Below are 21,566 nucleotides of genomic sequence, written 5' to 3'. Positions count from 1 at the left end.
GTCCCGGCCTTCGCCGGGACGACGCGTGGAGAGAGGCGCGTGTGCAACCTTGTCCAGCTCATACTGGCGAGGCATTTAGATCGACCCAGCCCACTCAATCCGCCGCTTGCTCCCGCAGCCGCTGCGCATACACGTTGATGATCAGCGCCGCGAGCAGGATCAACCCGCGGATCAGGATCTTCAGGAAGCTGTCGATATTGACGTGGTCGAGGCCGTTGTTGAGCACGCCCAGCACGAACAGGCCGACGATGGTGTTGCCGATGCCGCCGCGGCCCCCGAACAGGCTGGTGCCGCCGACCACCACGGCCGCGATCGAATCCAGCAGATAGGTGTCGAACTCGTTCTGCTGGGCGCTGCCGAAATGGGCGACGCCGAGCATGCCGCCGATCCCGGAGCACACCGCCGAGATCACCATCACGCTGCCGAGGATGAGCTTGACGTTGAGGCCGGCAAATTCCGCGGCCTCGCGGTTGCCGCCGACCATGTAGACGTAGCGGCCGAACCGCGTGTAGGTCAGGACCAGGTGGCCGCCGAGCAGCATCACTGCGGCGACGATCACGATCCAGGGGATGCCGCCGATCGAGCCGGAGCCGAGCGTCGTGATCAGCGGCGGTACCTTGTAGGCGATCTGGCCGCGCACCAGCAGGGCCGAGACGCCGGCCGCGATCTGCATCATGGCGAGCGTCATGATGAAAGAGGGGATGCCGATCATGGTTAGCCCCAGCGCGTTGACGAGGCCGAGCAGTGCGCACAGCGCCAGCGCCAGCAGGATCGCGACGATACCCGGCATCGGGACATTGGCGATGTTGACGTAGGATTCCTGCAGCGTGAAGTACGCCACCGCAATGCCGGTGACGTTGGCGATGCTGGCGATCGACAGGTCAATCTCGGCGCACAGGATCACGAAGGTGAGGCCAACGGCGATGATGCCGGTGACCGACACCTGGGTCAGGATGTTGCCGACATTGTCAATGGTGGCAAACGACGGGCTTGCGATCGCAAAGAACCCACTGAGGAAGATCAGCGTCAGGAACGGTGCGATGTTGCGCATCTGCGAGCGCAGGAAGGGCGCCAGCCCGCGCGACCGCTGGTGATCCGCTCGCGCCGTCGCGCCGTCACTGCTTGCCATCGTGTCTCTCCATCAAGCGCGATGAGGTCGTCATCGCGCTTTCTCTGTTCGTTTGAGCATGATCTCCCGCGCAAACGCCTTTGCGTTTGTCGCGGGGGAAAACCACTTCGCCCTTTTCCGGATCATGCTCTAGGCCGCCTCCAGCAGCCGATCCTTGCTGACCGCTTCGCCCGCGAATTCGCGCACCACCGCGCCGCGCTTGAGCACCAGGATCCGGTCGGCCAGCGACAGCACCGTCTCCGGCTCCGTCGACAGCACGATGATCGCCAGCCCCTTGGCGCGGAGATCGCGCACGATGTTGATCACGTCGTTCTTGGCGCCGACATCCATGCCGCGGGTCGGCTCGCACAGCACCAGCACGCGCGGCGGGTAGGCGAGCCATTTCGCCAGCGCCACCTTCTGCTGATTGCCGCCGGACAGCATGCCGAGATCGAGGCCGACCACCGGCGGCCGGATCTGCAATTGCTCGACCTGGCGCTGGGCGATCGCGCGCTCGCGAACCGGCTTGAGCAGCAGCGCCGAGATCCGCTCGAGGATGCTGATCGAGATGTTCTTGTAGACCGGCTCCTGGTGGAACAGCATGGCGCGCCGGCTTTCCGGCACCAGCGCGACGCCGGCCCGCCGCGCCGCCGCGGTGCTGCGAAACCTCTTCGCGGCACCATCGACCGCAAGCGTTCCGCCGTCTGGTCGCAGCTTGCCGAACAGGATGCGCGACAGCTCCAGCTGCCCGCAGCCCATGAAGCCGTAGATGCCGAGCACTTCGCCGGAGCGGGCCTCGAACGAGACGTCCTGCAGGCTGCGGCGCAGCGAGAGCTGATCGACCTTCAGCACCGCCGCGCCTGCGCTCGATTGCGGGAGCATGAGGTCATCGGTGTAGCTGTGTTCCAGCGCCTCGCCGCCGCGGCCGATCATGGCCTCGATCAGGGCGCCCTTGGTGGTGTCCGCGGACGCCGTCTCGGCGATCTTGCGCCCGTTGCGGAACACCGTCACCACGTCGGAGACCCGCAAAATGTCCTCGATGAAATGCGAGATGAAGACGATGCTGGTGCCTTCGTCGCGCAGCTTGTGCAGCGTCGCAAAGAGGCGTTCGACTTCGGGCGGAGAGAGGGCGGAGGTGGGCTCGTCCAGGATGATGATGCGCGCGCCGGAGAACAGCACGCGGGCGATCTCGATCAGCTGCTGCAGGCCGATCGGCAAATCGCCGAGCCGCGTCATCGGATCGACGTCGATGCCAAACCGTGCCAGCTGCTCGCCGGCCTCGCGCGCCATCCGCCGCCATTGCACGAAGCCGAGGCGGTTGGTCGGCTGGTTGCCAAGGAACACGTTCTCGGCGACCGTGAGATCCGGCGCGACGCTGAGCTCTTGATGCACCATGCCGATGCCGGCGGCGTGCGCGTCGCGGGTGGAGCGGAAGCGGGTTTCCTTGCCGTCGAGCATGAAGCGGCCGGAGAACTCCGGATGCACGCCGGCGATGATCTTCATCAGCGTGCTCTTGCCGGCGCCGTTCTCGCCGACGAGACCATGGATCTCGCCGGCGTGCAGCGCGAAGTCGACCCCACGAAGGGCTTCGACGCCGCCGAAGGCCTTCGTGATCTGGTGCAACTCGAGGATCGCCGAGCGTCCCTGGGTCATGAGGCCCGCTCAGATCAGGAAGTGATCCTCCATCCATTGCATGCCGGCGGCGTTGGCCTTGGTCACGACCGGACCATCGGTCACGACGTTCTTCGGAATGCCCTGGCCGCTCTTCTCGCCGCCGACCACGGCGGCGACGCCCGCGACGATCGCGCCGCCATGGATGCGGCAGGACGGATTGCGGACGGTCGCGAACATGCGGCCTTCGCTGACCGCCTGGATCGCAGGCGGCATGGCGTCGACACCGCCGATCAGGATGTTGGTGCGGTTGCGCGCCTTCATGATGTTGTAGGCGGCGAGCGCCATGTCGTCGTTGTGGAAGAAGGCGGCGTCGATCTGCGAGTATTTGGTCAGATAGGTTTCCCAGAGCCGGGCGGTCTTCGAGACGTCCCAGTCGGCGGGCTGGGTATCCAGCACCTCGATGTTCGGGAACTGCTTGATGACCGAGTTGAAGCCCTTGGCGCGGCCCTGCGCGCCGGTGTGGCCGAGCGCGCCCTGGGTCATGATGACCTTGCCCTTGCCGCCGATCGCGTTGCACAGCGCCTGGGTCACCGAGGCACCCATGAACTCGTTGTCGGGCGCGAGGAACGAGTGGACGTTAATTTGATCGAGAGGAGCAATAAGCGTGTCCATGTCGATCACGGGGATGCCGGCGTCGATCATCTTCTGCACCGGCTGGGTCAGCGTGCCGATGCCGAACGCCTGGATCGCGACGAAGTCCCATTTCTGCGAGGCCATGTTGTCGATCGCGGCGCGCTGCTTGACGGCATCGAGCTGGCCGTCGAACCAGGTCACCTCGACGTTGAACAGCTTGCCCCAGAACTCGGCGGCCTGCTTGCCTTGCGCGCACCATGTCGCCTGCAGTCCGGCATTGGAGAATGCCGCCTTCAACGGCTTTTCCGAGCGTCCCGTTTCAGCGGCGAGCGCCGACGTCGTCATGCCCACTCCGCCGAACAGGCCGGCCGCAGCTCCACCCGCCGCCGCCATTTGCAGAAGGTCGCGCCGCGTCGTCGACGCCTTGTCCATCCCCTTGTCGGTCCCTCGCATTGCTTGCTCCCTCTTTGTTTTTCTGACCGTCGGCGTCAATTGCACGCGCCGCGGATAAAGCGAGTGTGTCACAATCGGAACGGTGACGCTACGGCCTCTCGTCCACGAGATGTTTCTGCTGCAGCACGATGGCTTCGATGTCGCCGAGCAGCTTGTGCCACGCAGCATCGATCTCCGCAGTCCACTGCTCGCCGAGAATTTCGCGCAAGCTGTCGGCGATCACGGCGAAGAACGCGACGAACAGTTCGCGCGGCGTTCCGTAGGCGTCGTGCGAGAACACTTCCGATTCGATCAGGCGAAAATGTCCGCGGCGTTCGCCGGCGAAATCGAGGATGGCTTCGATCGTCAGCTGCAGCATCGAGCCTTTCACCGGCTCGCTGCCTTCGGTGCGAAACATCGCCTGCGCTTCGGGATGATCGCGAAACAGGCGGCGATAGACTGACGGTGTCAGATCATCGCAAGCCGCGGCTGCGAGTTCAAAGCTGCGTTCGATCGGATTCGATGATGGAGTCATAGCGGATTGCGATCATCACATAAAAAAAGAGCAGGGCTCAAAGCCCTGCTCCAAAAATTGTGTCGACCCTATTTGCCCCAAAAATTCGATTTGATCTTGATTGATGGGGTGACGCTGCTTGTGCGCGTCGGGCTCCTCCCGAGACTTGGACCACCAGGACACACCTCGCGGCTGGCCTGAGCCCGAATTGGTAGACTATCTTTCCAGGCTTGTCATCATTTTCGGCAACGATTGTTCAATTTTCGAGCAATTTGCGAAATGATTGGGATGGCGCCACTGGCGGTTGTGACGGGAGATGCAAAACACGTGGCAGGGTAAGGGGATACGACTGATTTCGGAGCCGCCGTGACGCAAGTGCCACGCTCGGCTATTTCCGTCGGCTGGAAGAAACGGGACGCGTCGGCGATCTCGACTTCCGGCGTCCATGGTGGTTAGTTCCGTCCCGGATGGTTTTGCGATGCGCCGGCGGCTGAAGAATTTTCTGCCCATCGTCCTGGTTGCCCTGCTGGTGCAGATTCTTGCACCGATCGGGGCCTGCTGGGCGGCGAGCCTTGCCGCGTCCGATCCGCTCTCGGCCGCCACCATCTGCCACGGCGATGCCGGCTCCGGAGCCGGGCAGGGAGACCAGACCGGTCACGACGCCCATGATGGCTGCTGCTCGGCGTGCAGCATGCTGCAGACCGGTGCGCCCGTTGACAGCCCGCAAGTTACTGCCCAGGCCGTCGAACGCCTGCCGAGCCGGATCGCCTGGCTTGATTTCGCCTCTGAGCTCGATCGTTCGCGCGCTGGCCTCTCGGCGCAAGCCCGCGCGCCGCCGCTGTTTTCCTGACGACCTTGTCGCTGCCGGTGCGTCCCGCGCCGGCAAGTGCCCGTGAGCAAGCCGGCCGGAGCGCCGGTGTCAGGATTCATCCATGTTTCGCTATCACCCGCTGGAGGCGGCAAGCCTGCTCACGCTGGGCGCGACGCTTTGCGCATTGCCGTCCGCTGCCGAAGCCCAGGCGCCCAGCACAGAGCTACCCTCCGTCACCGTCGAGGCGCCCCGGACGGCGGTGCGCGCCAAGCCGGCGGCGCCAAAGCCGCGGCCTCGTGCGGCGTCCGTGCGGCGGCCACCGAAGCCGGCGACAGCGCCGGCCGTGACGGCTGCCCCCGCGGGCGGCGCGAGGCCGGGGGAGACGCTTGCCGCGACCCGCGACGGTTTGAACCGGGCGCCCACAGGCCAGACGCAGACGACCATCGACCGCAGCCAGTTCGACAACCGACCGGCGTTCTCCGTCGCCGATGTGCTGCGCGACAGTCCGGGCATCTCGATCAAGCAGGGCAACGGCCCGCGTGATTTCGGTATCTCGATCCGCGGGTCGAATGCGCGGAACGGCTTCGGCATCCGCAACCTCGTCATCTTCGACGACGGTTTCCCTGTGACTCAGCCGGACGGCCTGTCGCGCAGCGACCTGATCGATCCGCGTGCCTATGGCGCGATCGACGTGGTCCGCGGACCGTCATCGGCGCTCTACGGCAATTATGCGACCGGCGGCGCGCTGAATTTCCGGACCCGGCAGGGCGGCACGATCGACGGCGTCGAGTATGGCGTCGACGGCGGCAGCTTCGGTTACCTCAACAACTATCTCGCCGCGGGCAAGAAGGTCGGCAATTTCGAGGGCTCGCTGTTCGCGAGCGACGCGCGCGGCGACGGCTACATCGGCAACAGCTGGTTCAACACCCAGACCGTCAATTTCCTCGGCACGCTGCAGGTCACGCCGGACGATCGCTTCACGGTGAAGCTGATCAACAACGACCTGACGACGCGCCTGCCGATCCGCTCCTCGCTGAACCAGTTCTACCAGAACCCGTTCCAGCAGGGTTGCACGACCGGCGCAACGGCGGCGCCGGGATGCGCCACCGTGACGTTGTTCAACAACGGGTTCAACGCGGCGGCCGGGACCGACAAGGAGACCGCGGTTCAGGCCGGCCTCGGGCGCGACGACCGCCGTACCATCGTCGGCGGCCGCTGGGAGCACGACTTCGACAATCAGACCACCTGGCGCAACCAGTTCGTGTTCGACGACCGCAACATCAACCAGCCGACGGGATCGACCAGCGCGATCGGCGACTTCCCGTCCTACAACTACATGAGCGACGTCGTCAGACGCGGCGATGTGTTCGGACTGGATTCGACCACCTATTTCGGCGGCTTCTACAATACGCTCACCGCCTCGAGCGATACGCGCAATGTGATGCCGGGCGGAAATGCGACGCTCGGAAGCCTGTCGAGCAATTTGTTCAGCACGACGACAAATTACGGTGTTCGGGCACGCGAGGAATTGAAGCTCACGTCTGCGCTGACGGCCGTTGCTGGCATTGGCTGGGAGACCACCAACCTCACCGGGCGGAACACCGCCTATAGCTACGTCGGCGCGGCCGGAGCCACGACCACGGCGATCACGACGGCGGACCGGCAATTCCAGAATACCGCGCCCGAGCTCGCATTGCTGTACCGGCTGAGCAGCGAGTGGCAAGTCCGTGGGCGGGTGGCAACCGGATACGGCACGCCGCAGGTCGGCAATTTGTTCGTCCTGCCGAGTGGCGCCTCGGGCAACAACACCCAGCTGCGGACGCAAAAGAATCTCGGTTACGATGTCGGTGCCGACTGGACACCGAACAACGCGCTCAAGGTCAGCGTCACCGGCTTCTACGAGTTTTTCAAGGACGAGCTCGTTTCCCAGGCCACGCCGCTTGCGGGCATCTCCTACACGTTCAACGCGCCGCGATCGGAGCATCGCGGCGTCGAGCTGGCTGCCGACTGGAAATTCCTGCCGGGCTGGCGGTTCTCGGCGGCCTACACCTATCTCGATGAGGTCTACACGGAATACGTCGAGAACATCACGAACGGCGCGGTGTTCAGCTTCAATCGCGCCGGTAACAAGATCCCCGGCATTTCTCCGAACGAGCTCACGGCGCGATTGGGCTACGACCAGTTGTCGGGTCCGTTCCAGGGACTTGGCGGGTTCGTCGAAGTGCAGTGGAAGGACGGCTTCTACATGGACAACGCCAACCTCTTGAAGGCGCCGGGCTACGAGCTGGTCAACCTCAACCTGCACTACAAGACCGATCTCGTCTCCGATTATTTCAAGGCGCTGAACCTCTACATCGAGGTGAGGAACGTCTTCGACCGGACCTACGTGGCGTCGGCGAACAATATCTCAAATTCGGTGACCTCGGCGGGCATTCAAAATCCCGCGAGCGTACTGGCAAACACGACCAACTCGATCTATGCCGGATCGCCGCGCGCCTTCGTGGCGGGCATGAAGATTGCGTTCAAATGAGGAGCGCATCGATGACCTATCGCAAACCGGTCGCCCTGACGCTGCTTGCAACGCTCATGCTCGCGGCGTTGCCGAACCTTGCCGTCGCACAGATGAGCCATCAGCACGCCTCCGAAGCGGCTTGCGAAGAGACGGACCTGCGCTGCGCGACCAAGGTCACGCCCGCCTTTGGGCGGGATGGGACATTGTGGCTGGCGTGGATGGCCGGAGGTCGGATCTCCGTCGCGAGCTCAAAAGACCAGGGCAAGAGCTTTTCCACGCCGGTGCAGGTCACCCGGGAGCGGCTCAATCTCGATTGGGGACCGGATGCGCGGCCGAAGCTCGCGATCGATGCCAAGGGCAACATCGCTGTGGCCTTCTCGATCTTCCGCGATCAGAATTTCAACGGTCAGGTGCTGACCACGCGATCGACCGATGGCGGGCGCAGCTTCGATGCGCCGAAGCCGATCACCACAAGCAATGAGAGCCAACGGTTCGAGGCGATCGGTTTCGATCCTACGGGGGCGGTGTTTGCCGCGTGGCTCGACAAGCGCAACCGCGTGCCGGCGCAGCAGCGCGGCCAGAAATATAACGGTGCCGGATTGTTTTTCGCGTCATCCGGAGATGGCGGAGCAACCTATTCCGACGCGCGGCTCGTCGCCGACAACACCTGCGAGTGCTGCCGCCTCGCGCTGGCGTTCGATGGCGCGGGCCATCCGGTGGTCGTGTTCCGGAACATCTTTGAGGGCGGCGTGCGCGACCATGCGATCGTGACGTTCTCCGACCTGGCTACGCCCGGCGAGATACGTCGGGTGAGCCGCGACGACTGGCAGATCGCGGCCTGTCCGCATCACGGTCCGAGCCTGACCATATCGCCCGAAGGAACCTACCATGTGACGTGGTACACCAACGGCAAGGCGCGCAAGGGATTGTTCTATGCGCGCTCGCGCGACGGCGGCAAAACCTTCTCCGATCCGCTTCCGGTCGGTCAGCCGAACCGCAGCCCTTCACGGCCGCACATCGTCGCGGGGCCGCACGGGCTCGTGATGGCCTGGAAGGAATTCGACGGGCAGAAGACGACAATCGACCTCATGACGTCGCACGACGATGGCGCGACATGGTCGAAGCCGACGGTGATCGCGGATACCGCCGACAGTTCCGACCATCCGCTGCTCGTCTCGGACAGCCGGCAGACCTATCTGTCGTGGATGACGAAGGCCGACGGCTACCATTTTCAAGCGATCGAGGGCGAACCATGAAGCGTCATCTGCTGGCTGCGCTGATCCTGCTCGCAACGCTGCCGACCGCACTGGCGGCGGGAGAGGGCGCGCCAAAACCATTCGAACGGGGCAGCTGGCAAAAGCTGCTGCATGCGCATGCCGGTCATCCGACCCTGGTGCACTTCTGGGGAGTGACCTGCGGACCATGCAAGGTCGAGCTGCCGGAGCTTGGCCAGTTCATGAAGGATCATCCCGGAATCGATGTCGTCACGATCAGCGCGGATCTGGTTCCCAACCTTCCGGAGGCGACGCGATCGATGCTGGATCGCGCCGGTCTCGGCGCGGCCGAAAACTGGATCTTCGACGACGGCTTTGCCGAGCGGTTAAGATTTGAGATCGATCCGGCCTGGCAAGGCGATATCCCGCGAACCTTGCTGATTGCCCGTGACGGAACGATCACGACGATCGAAGGCTCGGCCGAGATTGCCGATCTGGACAAATGGTCCAGCGCCCAGGCGGCTGCAACCCGATAACACCTCAGTTTCAACTTGAAAGGAACTCCGTCGCCATGAAGACGCTCTCCCGCATCCTTGCCCTCGCAGCGCTGACCGCTGCACTCGTCTCGACGTCCGCGCGCGCCGAGGACGTCAAGGCCGGCGACCTCGTGATCACGCAGGCCTGGACGCGCGCAACGCCGAACGGCGCCAAGATCGGCGGCGGCTACCTGACGATCGAGAACAAGGGGACGACGCCCGACCGGCTGGTGTCGGGCTCCGGCGATGTTGCCGGCAAGATCGAAGTCCACGAGATGTCGATGGACAATGGCGTGATGAAGATGCGTGCGCTCGACAAGGGCCTCACCATCGAGCCCGGCAAGACCGTGAAGCTCGCGCCGGGCGGCTATCACCTGATGATGTTCGACCTGAAGAATCCGCTGAAGCAGGGCGACAAGGTGCCGGTCACGCTCGAATTCGAAAAGGCCGGCAAGGTCTCGGTCTCGCTGGACGTGCAGGCCGTCGGCGCGCAGGCACCGGGCGGCGGTCATTCCGGCCATGGCGACCATTCCGGTCACATGGACATGAAGAAGATGTGAGCGAGCCATGCGATCACAGACGCTCCTCGTTGCCATGGTGGCGCTGCTCGCAGCGCAGCCGGCGATCGCGCATATCACGCTCGAAGGAAAGCAGGCCGCGGTCGGATCGTATTACAAGGCGGTGTTCGCCGTGCCGCATGGCTGCGCGGGCTCGGCGACGATCAAGATCCGGGTGCAGATTCCGGAGGGCGTGATCGGAGTGAAGCCGATGCCGAAGGCGGGGTGGACTCTCGATACGGTCACCGGCAAATACGCCGCGCAATACGATTATCACGGCGCCAAGCTTTCCGAGGGCGTCAAGGAAGTCGCCTGGAGCGGTGGCAAGCTCACGGACCAGAACTACGACGAGTTCGTGATGCAGACGTTTCTCACCGATACCTTGAAGCCCAACACCACGTTGTACTTTCCGGTCGTGCAGGAGTGCGAGCAGGGCGTCAGCCGCTGGATCGATATCCCGGCCGACGGGCAGGGCGGCGGGCACGACCATGGCAGCAAGACACCGGCGCCCGGCGTCAAGCTGCTGCCGAAGTCGTAACCGATGCGGCTGGTCGCAAACCTCGCAGCGCTGCTCGTGGTGCTGTGTCTTGCGACCTCGGCCCATGCGCATGCCGTCCTGATCGGGGCCGAGCCGGCCGACGGCAGTGTGGTGGCTGAAGCACCCAGGACGGTGGTGCTCCGCTTCAACGAAGCGGTGGCGCCGACGGCGGTCAGCCTGCTCGACGCTGCGGGCAAGCCGCGCGACGTCGCGATCCGCGCCGTCGACCAGTCGGTGGTGGTGACGCTGCCGGCGGGCCTGCCACAGGGCACGCAGGTGGTCAGCTATCGCGTGGTGTCGCAGGACGGCCATCCGGTCGCCGGCTCGCTGCTGTTTTCGATCGGCGTCGTCACCGGCTCGGCGGCGCCATCGGCCGACGGCGTGCTCCATACACTGATCTGGCTGGCGCGGCTCGGGCTCTATCTGGGCTTGTTTGTCGGCGTCGGCGGCGTGTTCTTTGCCGCCTGGATCGGGCAGGGCCCGGCCGGCGAACGGCTGATCATGTGGTCGCTGAAGATCGGCCTTGTCGGCGCGATCGCGTCGCTTGGATTGCAGGGCGTCGACCTCTTGAACCTGCCGCTCTCGGGCATCGTGACGTGGGCGGCGTGGGCCAGCGCCACCGGCACCAGCCTGTTCGCCACGCTGCTGCTCGCGATTGCCGCGATGCTGATCGCGGCGATCGCCTGGCGCAGCCCGTCGTTCGGTGCAGCCCTTACCCGCACCGCGATCGCAATGATCTGCGTCGGGCTGTCATTCGCGGTCAGCGGCCATGCTGCCACGGCCTCGCCGCAATGGCTGACGCGGACCGCGCTGTTCATCCACGGCATTGGCGTGGCGTTCTGGATGGGCGCGCTGGCGCCGCTGGCGGTGCTTGCCTGGCAGCGCAAGGAGTCGCTGCTGCGGGTGCTGCGGCATTTTTCGACGCTCGCGGTGCCGGTCGTCGCCTTGATCGCCTTGTCGGGCTTGGCGCTCGCCGTCGTCCAGCTCGAAAGCTTTCACGCGCTGATCGACACCGGGTACGGCAACATCCTCGTTGCGAAACTGGTGCTGGTGGTGCTGCTGCTCGGGCTCGCTGCGCTGAACCGGTTGGTGTTCACGCCGGCCATCGCGCGCGAGTTTCATCGGACACGGCCGCTGCAGCGCTCGATCGCGCTCGAATTCGTGCTGATGATCGCCATTCTCGGCCTCGTCGCATTGTGGCGTTTCACGCCGCCGCCGCGCGTGCTGGCGATGTCGGCCGATGTTCCGCTCGCGGTCCATATCCACACCGATGCCGCGATGTTCCAGGTGCTGATCGCGCCGGGCAAGGTCGGGCCGAATGACTTCGTGCTGCAGCTGATGAACGGCGATGCCAGCCCGTTCGCGGCCAAGGAGGCGACGCTGACGCTGAGCCTGCCCGAGCGCGGCATCGAACCGATGGAACGCGCCGCCGCGCGCGGTGCCGATGGCTACTGGCACGTGCGCAAGGTGCCGCTGCCGGTCCCGGGCCGCTGGCACATGCAGATCGACGCCCTGGTGACCGATTTCAAGAAAGTGACGCTGGAAGACGATTTCGAGGTCAGGTAAAGCCGCGGTCGGCGCGCTCGGCACTTCGACGGCGCGCAATTCGTTCAAATGGCCGAAAATCGCCTGATTTGAAGGGTTTTTCTTATTTGGCGGCCTTGTGTTTTCACAGCCGATCCGGTTTCACTGCAGCTCTTCCCACGCTTTCCTGATTCCCGAGTAACGCCATGCGATTGTCGCGGTTTTTCCTGCCCATCCTGAAAGAAAACCCGAAAGAGGCGGAGATCGTCTCGCATCGGCTGATGTTGCGCGCGGGCATGATGCGGCAGGAGGCTGCCGGCATTTATGCCTGGCTGCCGCTCGGCTTCAGGGTGCTGAAGAAGATCGAGCAGATCGTTCGCGAGGAACAGGACCGCGCCGGCGCGCTCGAGCTCTTGATGCCGACGCTGCAACTCGCCGATCTCTGGCGCGAAAGCGGCCGCTACGACGCCTATGGCCCCGAGATGCTGCGCATCCTCGATCGTCACAAGCGCGAGCTGTTGTACGGGCCGACCAACGAGGAAATGATCACGGAGATTTTCCGCTCCTACATCAAGTCCTACAAGAACCTGCCGCTCAACCTCTACCACATCCAGTGGAAATTCCGCGACGAGCAGCGTCCGCGCTTCGGCGTGATGCGCGGCCGCGAGTTCCTGATGAAGGACGCCTATTCGTTCGACCTCGACGAGGCCGGCGCGCGGCGCTCCTACAACAAGATGTTCGTGGCCTATTTGCGGACCTTTGCGCGGATGGGCCTCAAGGCGATCCCGATGCGGGCCGAGACCGGCCCGATCGGCGGCGACCTCAGCCACGAATTCATCGTGCTCGCGGAGACCGGCGAGTCCGGCGTCTACATCAACCGCGATGTGCTGGACCTGCCGGTGCCGGGCGCGGACGTCGATTATGACAGTGATCTGACGCCGATCATCAAGCAGTGGACTTCGGTCTACGCCGCGACCGAGGACGTCCACGAGGCTGCGCGCTTCGAACAGGAAGTGCCTGAGGCAAAGCGGCTGAACACCCGCGGCATCGAGGTCGGCCAGATCTTCTATTTCGGCACCAAATATTCCGAGACCATGAAGGCGATGGTGGCCGGTCCCGACGGCGTCGACGTGCCGATCCATGGCGGCTCCTACGGCGTCGGCGTGTCGCGCCTGGTCGGCGCGATCATCGAAGCGTGTCACGATGACGCCGGCATCAAATGGCCCGAGGCCGTCGCGCCGTTCCGCGCCGCGATCCTCAATCTCAAGCAGGGCGATGCCGCGGTCGATGGCGCCTGCGAGCAGCTCTATCGCGAGCTCTTGGCGAAGGGCGTCGACGTACTGTACGACGACACCGACCAGCGTGCCGGCGCCAAGTTCGCCGCGGCCGATCTGATCGGCATCCCGTGGCAGATTCTGGTCGGACCCAAGGGGCTTGCGGACGGCAAGGTCGAAGTGAAGCGTCGCAGCGACGGCTCACGCGACAACATGAGCCCCGCCGACGTGGTCGCGAAGCTCGCGGGTTAAAGTTTATTCACGCCGCGCTGATCGACGGGGTAATCCGGCCACATTTGGCCCGAATCATGGGATTATCGACAAATGGATGAGACCATGAACGAGCCAGTCCGTACCCCGCCTTTTGCGCCATTCGAATGGCTGCTGTCCGGACGCTATCTGCGCGCGCGCCGCAAGGAGGGCTTCATTTCGGTCATCGCCGGCTTTTCGTTCCTCGGCATCATGCTCGGCGTCGCCACGCTGATCGTGGTGATGGCGGTCATGAACGGCTTCCGCAAGGAATTGCTGGACAAGATCCTCGGCCTCAACGGACATATTCTGGTGCAGCCGCTGGAATCGCCGCTGACCGACTGGAAGGATGTCGCCGACCGCATCAGCCAGGTGCAGGGCATCCGTCTCGCCGCGCCGGTGGTCGACGGGCAGGGGCTCGGTTCATCGCCGTTCAACGCCGCCGGCGTTTTCATCCGCGGCATCCGCGCCGACGATCTCAACAACCTCACGTCGATCGCAAAGAACATCAAACAAGGCTCGCTCGAGGGCTTTGATGAGGGACAGGGCGTCGCGATCGGTCGCCGCCTCGCCGACCAGCTATCGCTGCATGCCGGCGACATGATCACGCTGGTCTCGCCGAAGGGCGCGGTGACGCCGATGGGCACCACGCCGCGCATCAAGCCCTACAAGATCACCGCGGTGTTCGAGATCGGCATGTCGGAATATGATTCGACCTTCGTGTTCATGCCGTTGACCGAGGCGCAGGCCTATTTCAACCGCAACAACGACGTGTCCTCGATCGAGGTGTTCACCACCAATCCGGACAAGATCGAAACCTATCGCAAGCTGGTGACCGAGGCGGCCGGCCGTCCGGTGTTCCTGGTCGACTGGCGGCAGCGCAATTCGACCTTCTTCAACGCGCTTCAGGTCGAACGCAACGTGATGTTCCTGATCCTGACCATGATCGTGCTGGTCGCGGCGCTCAACATCGTCTCGGGGCTGATCATGCTGGTGAAGGACAAGGGTCAGGACATCGCGATCCTGCGGACCATGGGCGCCTCGCAGGGCTCGATCATGCGGATATTCCTGATCACCGGCGCATCGATCGGCGTCGTCGGTACGCTGGTCGGTCTGCTGGTCGGCTTGCTGATCTGCTTCAACATCGAAACCATCAGGCAATTCCTGTCGTGGCTGACCAACACGGAATTGTTCGATCCCACGCTATATTTCCTGTCGAAGCTGCCTGCTGAAATCGATTTTGGCGAGACGCTCGCCGTCGTGATCATGGCGCTGACGCTGTCCTTCCTTGCGACGCTCTACCCGTCGTGGCGCGCCGCGCGCCTCGATCCGGTCGACGCGCTCCGGTACGAATAAGGAGCGCACATGGCGGAGGGGGCGGAAGACACACCGGTCGTCTATCTTCATGACATCAAGCGGGAATACCGGCAGGGCGAAGCGACGCTGACGGTCCTGAACGGCGCCAAGCTCGCGCTATGGCCCGGTCAATCGGTGGCGCTGGTGGCGCCGTCGGGGTCCGGCAAGTCGACATTGCTGCACATCGCGGGCCTGCTGGAGACCCCTGATGAAGGCGAAGTCTATGTCGCGGGCACGCCGACCTCGCAGATGTCCGACGTCGACCGCACCCAGATTCGCCGTTCCGATATCGGCTTCGTCTATCAATCGCACCGGCTGCTGCCGGAGTTCTCGGCGCTCGAGAACGTCATGCTGCCGCAGATGATTCGCGGCCTCAAACGCTCCGAAACCGTGAAACGGTCGACCGAGATTCTCTCCTATCTCGGGCTCGGCGATCGCATCACCCATCGTCCGGCCGAGCTCTCGGGTGGCGAGCAGCAGCGTGTCGCGATCGCGCGCGCGGTTGCCAACGCGCCCCGGGTGCTGTTCGCGGACGAGCCGACTGGCAATCTCGATCCCGGCACGGCCGATCACGTCTTCAACGCGCTGATGCAACTCGTGAAGGCGACCCGGGTCGCGATGCTGATCGCGACTCACAATCTCGATCTTGCCGCGCGAATGGATCGCCGGGTGTCGCTGTCGAACGGACAGGTTGTCGAGCTGGAATAGTGCGCCGTCGCGCGAACTGGCTAGCGGTGCGCGTGAAGAAGTCGCCCTAAGGTAAGAGAATCCAGAGCCTTTTTCCGTGTCGCTTCGATCGGAACGAAATGCTTCTGGCTTTCAATAAGCGGGGCGAGGCCGTCTGCCGGATGCTCTCGGCCGACCGTCGATCGGCGGCCCGGCATAATAGGGGTTGTTGATGCAGATCGCCGCGAGGCCGGACGCCGAGGCCTGGCACTGCGCGATCGACGTGTAGCCGCAGTCGGTATCCTCACCGCCCCATCGGTAGTTGGTTTTGCAGACCGGCGAGGTCGAATCGTATTTCTGGGCGCTGGCCGGCGCGGCTGCCAAGGCCAGGAGTGTCGGCAAGAGTGCCAGAATCAGACTGCGCATCAGAAATCTCCTCGTCGGCGCCGGCAATGCTGATGCCGAGCGCACGCGAATAGGCACCTGCGCGCAGCGCCGGATCAATTCACATTCCCGCGCCGGTGTTTGCTGGATCGGGCGTCAGTGGATGAACAGGTCGAAGAAATTGCCCTCACGGCGGTTTCGCGGGGGGACGTTAAGATACGAGCGCGAGTCGTTGTCGCCGGCATAATAGGGGTTGGCGATGCAGTTCTGCCCGATGCCCGAAGCGGTGGCCAGGCACGCCTCATACGATGGATAGGAGCAGTTGCTCAGGCCGGGATAGCGGTCGCCCTGAATGCAGAACGGGTAACGCACGCCGACGGCATGTGCGGGCGCAGTCCCCAGCGCTGCGAATGCAACCACAGACGCCGCAGCAGCAAGAATCATCGTCCGCATGTGCATTCCTTTTGCTGCGAAGATTCGACCTTGGCGACGATCCAGATCGGACAAGCCGGTTCCGGTCAACACGATCTTGCGCGCAGCTGCGCATGCAGATCCGAATTGTGAAGATTGTGCGGCAACTATGTGGCAAAAACTCCGGGAAGTGCCCGTAATACAGTATTAACTTCAAATTTGAGCGAAGTCGTTTGGCCCTGCCTGTTGCCGCGAAGTTACAGCAATTCCGCCGGGGGCTGCTATGACGGTGTCTCGCGGCCTTGGGGGCCTGTAGAAAAAGTTGGAACGGGAAAATGAAAAAGATTTTGCTTGTCACCGCCAGCATGCTCGCGCTCAGCGCGACTGCTGCCTCCGCGGCTGACCTCGCGGCTCGCCCTTACACCAAGGCTCCGCCGCCCATGGTTGCCGCAGTTTATGATTGGACTGGCTTCTACATTGGTATCAACGGTGGTTGGGGCCAGAGCCACGACAACCGTTCGGTCGACGGCTTCGGTGGCGTCGGAAGCTTCGACGCCAACGGCGGCACCGTCGGTGGCCAGATCGGCTACCGCTGGCAGGCCGGCGGCTGGGTGTTCGGTCTGGAAGCTCAGGGCAACTGGGCTGACTTCTCCGGCAGCACCGGCAACCTGGTCGTCCCGGGCGGCATCGTTCGCTCGAAGACCGATGCGTTCGGCCTGTTCACCGGTCAGATCGGCTACGCCTGGAACAACGTCCTGCTGTACGCCAAGGGCGGTGCTGCGGTCACCGATCGCAACTTCCAGTTCCTCAACGCGGCCGGCAATCTGGCGTCCGAGACCGGCTTCGACACCCGTTGGAGCCCGACGGTGGGCGTTGGCCTCGAGTTCGCCTTCTCGCAGGGCTGGTCGCTCGGCGTCGAGTACAACCACATCTTCGAAGACACCCATGGCGCGACCTTCGTGACCCCGGCGGGTGTTGCCGTGACCGGCTTCCACACCGGTGGCGACACCGACATGGTCCTCGGCCGTCTGAACTACAAGTTCGGTGGCCCGGTCATCGCGAAGTACTGATCGCTCGCTTGATCCAAGCGGCATCGAAAACCCCGGGCTTCGGCCCGGGGTTTTTTGTTGACCTGGGGCCGCCGCCCGTTGGCCAGGAGCAGGGGACCGGCTTTGCCCGTCCGCTCCGGGCTTCGGGTCGGATTTGATTGGGCGGGGCTTTCCAACCGATCGGTCAACGCCGCATAATCGCGGCATGACGGACCTGCAGCTGATCTCCCAACTGACGTGCCCATCCTGCGGCCATGTCTCCGTCGAGACGATGCCGACCGACGCCTGCCAGTTCTACTATGATTGCAAGGGCTGCGGCACTCGCCTGAAACCGAAAGCAGGAGATTGCTGCGTGTTTTGCTCATACGGAACGGTCCCGTGCCCGCCAAGGCAGGCGGGGAATTGCTGCGGTAACTAGCTTCCCGGAGCCTCAAGACACGCTCGCCATCGGATCATTGATGGCGCCGAGACGTCGGCCGGCCGGGAATTAACCACAGGGTCACTTCTCGAACGGGGTTGCTGGCGTTGCTTGACTCCTAGAACAAAAAAGGAACAATGTTCTGCATACGTTCCGGTTCAGGGAGAGCGGCCATGTTGAAGATTTTCGTGCAAGAAGCTGCAGCGCTGGCATCGATCACGCTGTTCGTCGGGATGATCGCGGTGTGGGCCCAGCTGATCACCCAATTCTGAAAATTCGCCCGCGGGACAGGGGCATCACCAGCGGCGTGGTTTGCCCTTGGGGAAAAGCAGGAGGACTTGCCGCCACGCCGCGTTCGGCGTGGACTTGGCAGGGTTCAGGCCCCACCATGGGATTGCGAGTCGGGTCTGACGCTTTCGAGTTCCGGCCCTGGCGCTCGCTCCATCCCTGACTCAAGAGATTCCCTAAGCAGCCATGCCGAATGCCGGATTCGTTCATCTTCACGTTCATTCCGCCTATTCGCTGCTGAAGGGCTCGATCAAGATCGCCAAGCTGGGCGAGCTCGCGAAGGCCGACCGCCAGCCCGCGCTGGCGCTGACCGATACCGACAACATGTTCGGCGCGCTGGAATTCTCCGACAAGATGGCCGGCTACGGCATCCAGCCGATCGTCGGCTGCGAGCTGGCGGTGGATTTCGGCGACGTCGATCCGAATACGCGCAGCATCCTTGCGACGACGGGCCCGGCGCGAATCGTGCTGCTGGCGGCGCGCGAGCGCGGCTACCGCAGCCTGATGCGGCTGAACTCGCGGGCGTTCCTGGAGACGCCGGTCAACCAGACCCCGCACATCAAGTTCGATTGGCTCACCGACGACGCCGAGGACCTGATCGCGCTGACCGGCGGCCCCGACGGGCCGATCGCGCTGGCGCTGCGGGCCGAGCAGGCGGCGCTCGCGACCACCCGCTGCGAACGCCTGGCCGGCCTGTTCGGCGATCGCCTCTACATCGAATTGCAGCGCCACGGCGCCGACAAGGAGCGCCGCACCGAGGGCGGCCTGATCGATCTCGCCTACAGCAAGGGCCTGCCGTTGGTCGCGACCAACGAGCCGTATTTCGCCAGCAATGACGACTACGAATCGCATGACGCGCTGCTCTGCATCGCCGGCGGCCATCTGATTGCCGAGACCAACCGCGAGCAACTGACACCGGATCACCGCTTCAAGACCCGCGCGGAAATGGCGGTGCTGTTCGCCGACATCCCGGAGGCGCTGGCCTCGACGGTGGAGATCGCCGAGCGCTGTTCATTCCGGCCGAAGACCCGCAAGCCGATCCTGCCGTTCTTCACGGTCGGTGCCGCCGCCAGCGCCGATGCCGCCGCCGACGAGGCCGCCGAGCTGAAGCGCCAGGCCGAGGAGGGGCTCGCGAATCGCCTGCGGGTACACGGTCTCTCGCCGGGAATGACCGAAGAGGACTACAGCAAGCGGCTTGCCTTCGAGCTCGACGTCATCACCCGCATGAAATACGCGGGCTACTTCCTGATCGTCTCCGACTTCATCAAATGGGCGAAGGCGCAGGGCATTCCGGTCGGACCGGGCCGCGGCTCCGGCGCGGGCTCGCTGGTCGCCTGGGTGCTCACCATCACCGACCTTGATCCGATGCGGTTTGCGCTGCTGTTCGAGCGCTTCCTGAACCCGGAACGCGTCTCGATGCCGGACTTCGACATCGACTTCTGCCAGGACCGCCGCGGCGAGGTGATCCAGTACGTGCAGGAGCGCTACGGCCGCGACCAGGTGGCGCAGATCATCACCTTCGGTACGCTGCAGGCGCGCGGCGTGCTGCGCGACGTCGGGCGCGTGCTGCAGATGCCGTACGGGCAGGTCGACAAGCTGACCAAGCTGGTGCCGCAGAATCCCGCGGCGCCCGTGACGCTGGCGCAGGCGATCGAAGGCGAGCCCAAGCTGCAGGCGTTCCGCGACGAGGATCCGGTGGTGGCGCGTGCGTTCGACATCGCGCAGCGCCTCGAGGGCCTGACGCGCCACGCCTCGACCCACGCCGCAGGTATCGTGATCGGTGACCGGCCGCTGAGCGAGCTGGTGCCGATGTACCGCGATCCGAAATCCGACATGCCGGTCACCCAATTCAACATGAAATGGGTCGAGCCGGCCGGCCTCGTGAAGTTCGACTTCCTCGGCCTGAAGACGCTGACCGTGCTCGACGTCGCGGTGAAGTTGCTCAAGCAGCGCGACGTCCATGTCGATCTCGCCACGCTGCCGATCGACGATGCGGCGAGTTACCAGATGCTGGCGCGGGGCGATGTGGTCGGCGTGTTCCAGGTGGAAAGCCAGGGCATGCGGCGCGCGCTGATCGACATGCGGCCGGACCGTTTCGAGGACATCATCGCGCTGGTGGCGCTGTATCGCCCGGGCCCGATGGCGAACATCCCGACCTATTGCGCGCGCAAGCACGGCGACGAGGAATCGGAATATCTGCATCCGATCCTGGAGCCGATCCTGAAGGAGACCTTCGGCGTCATCATCTATCAGGAACAGGTGATGCAGATCGCACAGCAGATGGCGGGTTACTCGCTCGGCCAGGCCGACCTGCTGCGTCGCGCGATGGGCAAGAAGATCCGCGCCGAGATGGACAAGCAGCGCGACATCTTCGTCGCCGGCGCGATGAAGAACGGTGTCGGCAAGGGCCAGGCCGAGACGATCTTCGAGCTGCTAGCCAAATTCGCCGACTACGGCTTCAACAAGAGCCACGCGGCGGCCTATGCGCTGGTGTCGTACCACACCGCCTATATGAAGGCGCATTATCCGGTCGAGTTCCTCGCGGCGTCGATGACGCTCGAACTCAACAACACCGACAAGCTGTCCGAATTCCGCTCCGAGGCGCAGCGGCTCGGCATCAAGGTCGAGGCACCCAACATCAATCGCTCCGGCGCGACCTTCGAGGTCAGCGGCAACACGATCTACTACGCGCTCGCCGCGCTGAAGGGCGTCGGCATCCAGGCGGTGGAGCAGATCATCGCCGAGCGCAACAAGGGCGGCGTCTTCACCTCGCTGGCCGATTTCGCCGCGCGGGTCAGCCCGCGCGCGGTCAACAAGCGGATCATCGAGAGCCTTGCGGCGGCGGGCGCGTTTGACACGCTCGACCCGAACCGCGCGCGCGTGTTCGCCGGCGCCGATGCGATCCTCGCTGCCTGCCAGCGCAGCCACGAGGCGGCGACCTCGGGCCAGAACGACATGTTCGGCAGCGCGCCGGACGCGCCCAGCATCATCCTGCCGCAGGTCGAGCCGTGGCTGCCCGCGGACCGGCTGCGGCGCGAATACGACGCGATCGGCTTCTTCCTGTCGGGCCACCCGCTCGACGACTACGCGACCGCGCTGAAGCGGCTGCGCGTGCAGTCCTGGGCGGAATTCTCGCGTGCGGTGAAGACCGGCGCCACCGCGGGCAAGGTCGCCGCAACGGTTGTGTCGCGCATGGAGCGGCGCACCAAGACCGGCAACAAGATGGGCATCATGGGCCTGTCGGACCCGACTGGCCATTTCGAGGCGGTGCTGTTCTCCGAGGGCCTCGCGCAATATCGCGACGTGCTCGAGCCGGGCGCGGCCGTGCTGCTGCAGCTCGGCGCCGAGCTGCAGGGCGAGGATGTGCGGGCGAGGGTGCTGCACGCCGAGCCGCTGGATCACGCCGCGGCCAAGACGCAAAAGGGCCTGCGCATCTTCGTGCGCGACACCAAGCCGCTGGATTCGATCGCCCGCCGCC

Annotated in this window: 19 protein-coding genes; 13 read left to right on the top strand and 6 right to left on the bottom strand. The window is 64.4% G+C overall.

The features are described 5' to 3' along the window. Positions 1-94 precede the first annotated feature (94 nt). From AKL29_RS16340 to AKL29_RS16325, 4 genes are all read right to left on the bottom strand, one after another. The gene (locus AKL29_RS16340) at positions 95-1,129 is read right to left on the bottom strand and encodes an ABC transporter permease (RefSeq protein WP_050384875.1); all 1,035 of its coding nucleotides are present in this window, start codon (positions 1,127-1,129) and stop codon (positions 95-97) included. A 129-nt stretch (positions 1,130-1,258) separates the two neighbouring features. Continuing rightward, positions 1,259-2,761, bottom strand: a complete 1,503-nt coding sequence (locus AKL29_RS16335) for a sugar ABC transporter ATP-binding protein (protein WP_050384874.1) — start codon at positions 2,759-2,761, stop codon at positions 1,259-1,261. A 9-nt stretch (positions 2,762-2,770) separates the two neighbouring features. Beyond that, positions 2,771-3,808, bottom strand: coding sequence for a sugar ABC transporter substrate-binding protein (locus tag AKL29_RS16330; RefSeq protein WP_050384873.1), 1,038 nt, complete (start codon positions 3,806-3,808; stop codon positions 2,771-2,773). Between the two features lie 88 nt (positions 3,809-3,896). Next, the gene (locus AKL29_RS16325) at positions 3,897-4,322 is read right to left on the bottom strand and encodes a globin (RefSeq protein WP_028333985.1); all 426 of its coding nucleotides are present in this window, start codon (positions 4,320-4,322) and stop codon (positions 3,897-3,899) included. A gap of 457 nt (positions 4,323-4,779) precedes the next feature. On the opposite strand from AKL29_RS16325, the gene AKL29_RS16320 reads away from it, so the two are divergent. The 10 genes from AKL29_RS16320 (at position 4,780) to AKL29_RS16275 (ending at position 15,580) form a co-directional block, all read left to right on the top strand. Then, positions 4,780-5,151 (top strand): DUF2946 domain-containing protein, encoded by a 372-nt coding sequence (locus AKL29_RS16320; protein WP_028333986.1) that lies wholly within the window; start codon positions 4,780-4,782, stop codon positions 5,149-5,151. 82 nt (positions 5,152-5,233) lie between these two features. Then, complete coding sequence (locus AKL29_RS16315; protein WP_050384872.1) at positions 5,234-7,642, top strand: TonB-dependent receptor family protein; 2,409 nt, start codon at positions 5,234-5,236, stop codon at positions 7,640-7,642. A gap of 11 nt (positions 7,643-7,653) precedes the next feature. Further along, on the top strand, positions 7,654-8,880 hold the full coding sequence (locus AKL29_RS16310) for a sialidase family protein (protein ID WP_050384871.1): 1,227 nt from the start codon (positions 7,654-7,656) through the stop codon (positions 8,878-8,880). Beyond that, on the top strand, positions 8,877-9,374 hold the full coding sequence (locus tag AKL29_RS16305) for a TlpA family protein disulfide reductase (protein WP_050384870.1): 498 nt from the start codon (positions 8,877-8,879) through the stop codon (positions 9,372-9,374). The genes AKL29_RS16310 and AKL29_RS16305 overlap by 4 nt, the downstream gene beginning before the upstream one ends. Positions 9,375-9,409: 35 nt before the next feature. After that, complete coding sequence (locus tag AKL29_RS16300; protein ID WP_050384869.1) at positions 9,410-9,934, top strand: copper chaperone PCu(A)C; 525 nt, start codon at positions 9,410-9,412, stop codon at positions 9,932-9,934. 7 nt (positions 9,935-9,941) lie between these two features. Next, the gene (locus AKL29_RS16295; protein ID WP_050384868.1) at positions 9,942-10,469 is read left to right on the top strand and encodes a YcnI family copper-binding membrane protein; all 528 of its coding nucleotides are present in this window, start codon (positions 9,942-9,944) and stop codon (positions 10,467-10,469) included. A 3-nt stretch (positions 10,470-10,472) separates the two neighbouring features. Continuing rightward, the gene (locus tag AKL29_RS16290) at positions 10,473-12,035 is read left to right on the top strand and encodes a copper resistance CopC/CopD family protein (RefSeq protein WP_050384867.1); all 1,563 of its coding nucleotides are present in this window, start codon (positions 10,473-10,475) and stop codon (positions 12,033-12,035) included. A gap of 164 nt (positions 12,036-12,199) precedes the next feature. Next, the gene (gene proS, locus AKL29_RS16285) at positions 12,200-13,519 is read left to right on the top strand and encodes a proline--tRNA ligase (protein WP_028333993.1); all 1,320 of its coding nucleotides are present in this window, start codon (positions 12,200-12,202) and stop codon (positions 13,517-13,519) included. A 72-nt stretch (positions 13,520-13,591) separates the two neighbouring features. Beyond that, a complete protein-coding gene (locus tag AKL29_RS16280; protein ID WP_028333994.1) occupies positions 13,592-14,872 on the top strand; it encodes a lipoprotein-releasing ABC transporter permease subunit in 1,281 nt (426 codons plus the stop codon). Between the two features lie 9 nt (positions 14,873-14,881). Continuing rightward, positions 14,882-15,580 (top strand): ABC transporter ATP-binding protein, encoded by a 699-nt coding sequence (locus tag AKL29_RS16275; protein WP_028333995.1) that lies wholly within the window; start codon positions 14,882-14,884, stop codon positions 15,578-15,580. Between the two features lie 111 nt (positions 15,581-15,691). On the opposite strand, the gene AKL29_RS16270 is transcribed toward AKL29_RS16275, so the two are convergent. After that, positions 15,692-15,964, bottom strand: a complete 273-nt coding sequence (locus AKL29_RS16270) for a DUF3551 domain-containing protein (protein ID WP_028333996.1) — start codon at positions 15,962-15,964, stop codon at positions 15,692-15,694. Positions 15,965-16,078: 114 nt separating this feature from the next. Further along, a complete protein-coding gene (locus AKL29_RS16265; protein ID WP_244482082.1) occupies positions 16,079-16,429 on the bottom strand; it encodes a DUF3551 domain-containing protein in 351 nt (116 codons plus the stop codon). A gap of 239 nt (positions 16,430-16,668) precedes the next feature. On the opposite strand from AKL29_RS16265, the gene AKL29_RS16260 reads away from it, so the two are divergent. The 3 genes from AKL29_RS16260 to dnaE all read left to right on the top strand — a co-directional run. After that, the gene (locus tag AKL29_RS16260) at positions 16,669-17,403 is read left to right on the top strand and encodes an outer membrane protein (protein ID WP_028333998.1); all 735 of its coding nucleotides are present in this window, start codon (positions 16,669-16,671) and stop codon (positions 17,401-17,403) included. 193 nt (positions 17,404-17,596) lie between these two features. Next, positions 17,597-17,800, top strand: coding sequence for a GDCCVxC domain-containing (seleno)protein (locus AKL29_RS44915; protein ID WP_244482103.1), 204 nt, complete (start codon positions 17,597-17,599; stop codon positions 17,798-17,800). A gap of 474 nt (positions 17,801-18,274) precedes the next feature. After that, positions 18,275-21,566, top strand: a 3,292-nt coding sequence (dnaE, locus tag AKL29_RS16255) for a DNA polymerase III subunit alpha (RefSeq protein WP_244482080.1), incomplete at its 3' end; no start/stop codon positions are given.

It is taken from the genome of Bradyrhizobium pachyrhizi (assembly GCF_001189245.1).
Taxonomy (GTDB): domain Bacteria; phylum Pseudomonadota; class Alphaproteobacteria; order Rhizobiales; family Xanthobacteraceae; genus Bradyrhizobium; species Bradyrhizobium pachyrhizi.
The sequence above is the reverse complement of the archived record's forward strand: the minus strand, read 5'-3'. Positions and strand labels throughout refer to the sequence as shown.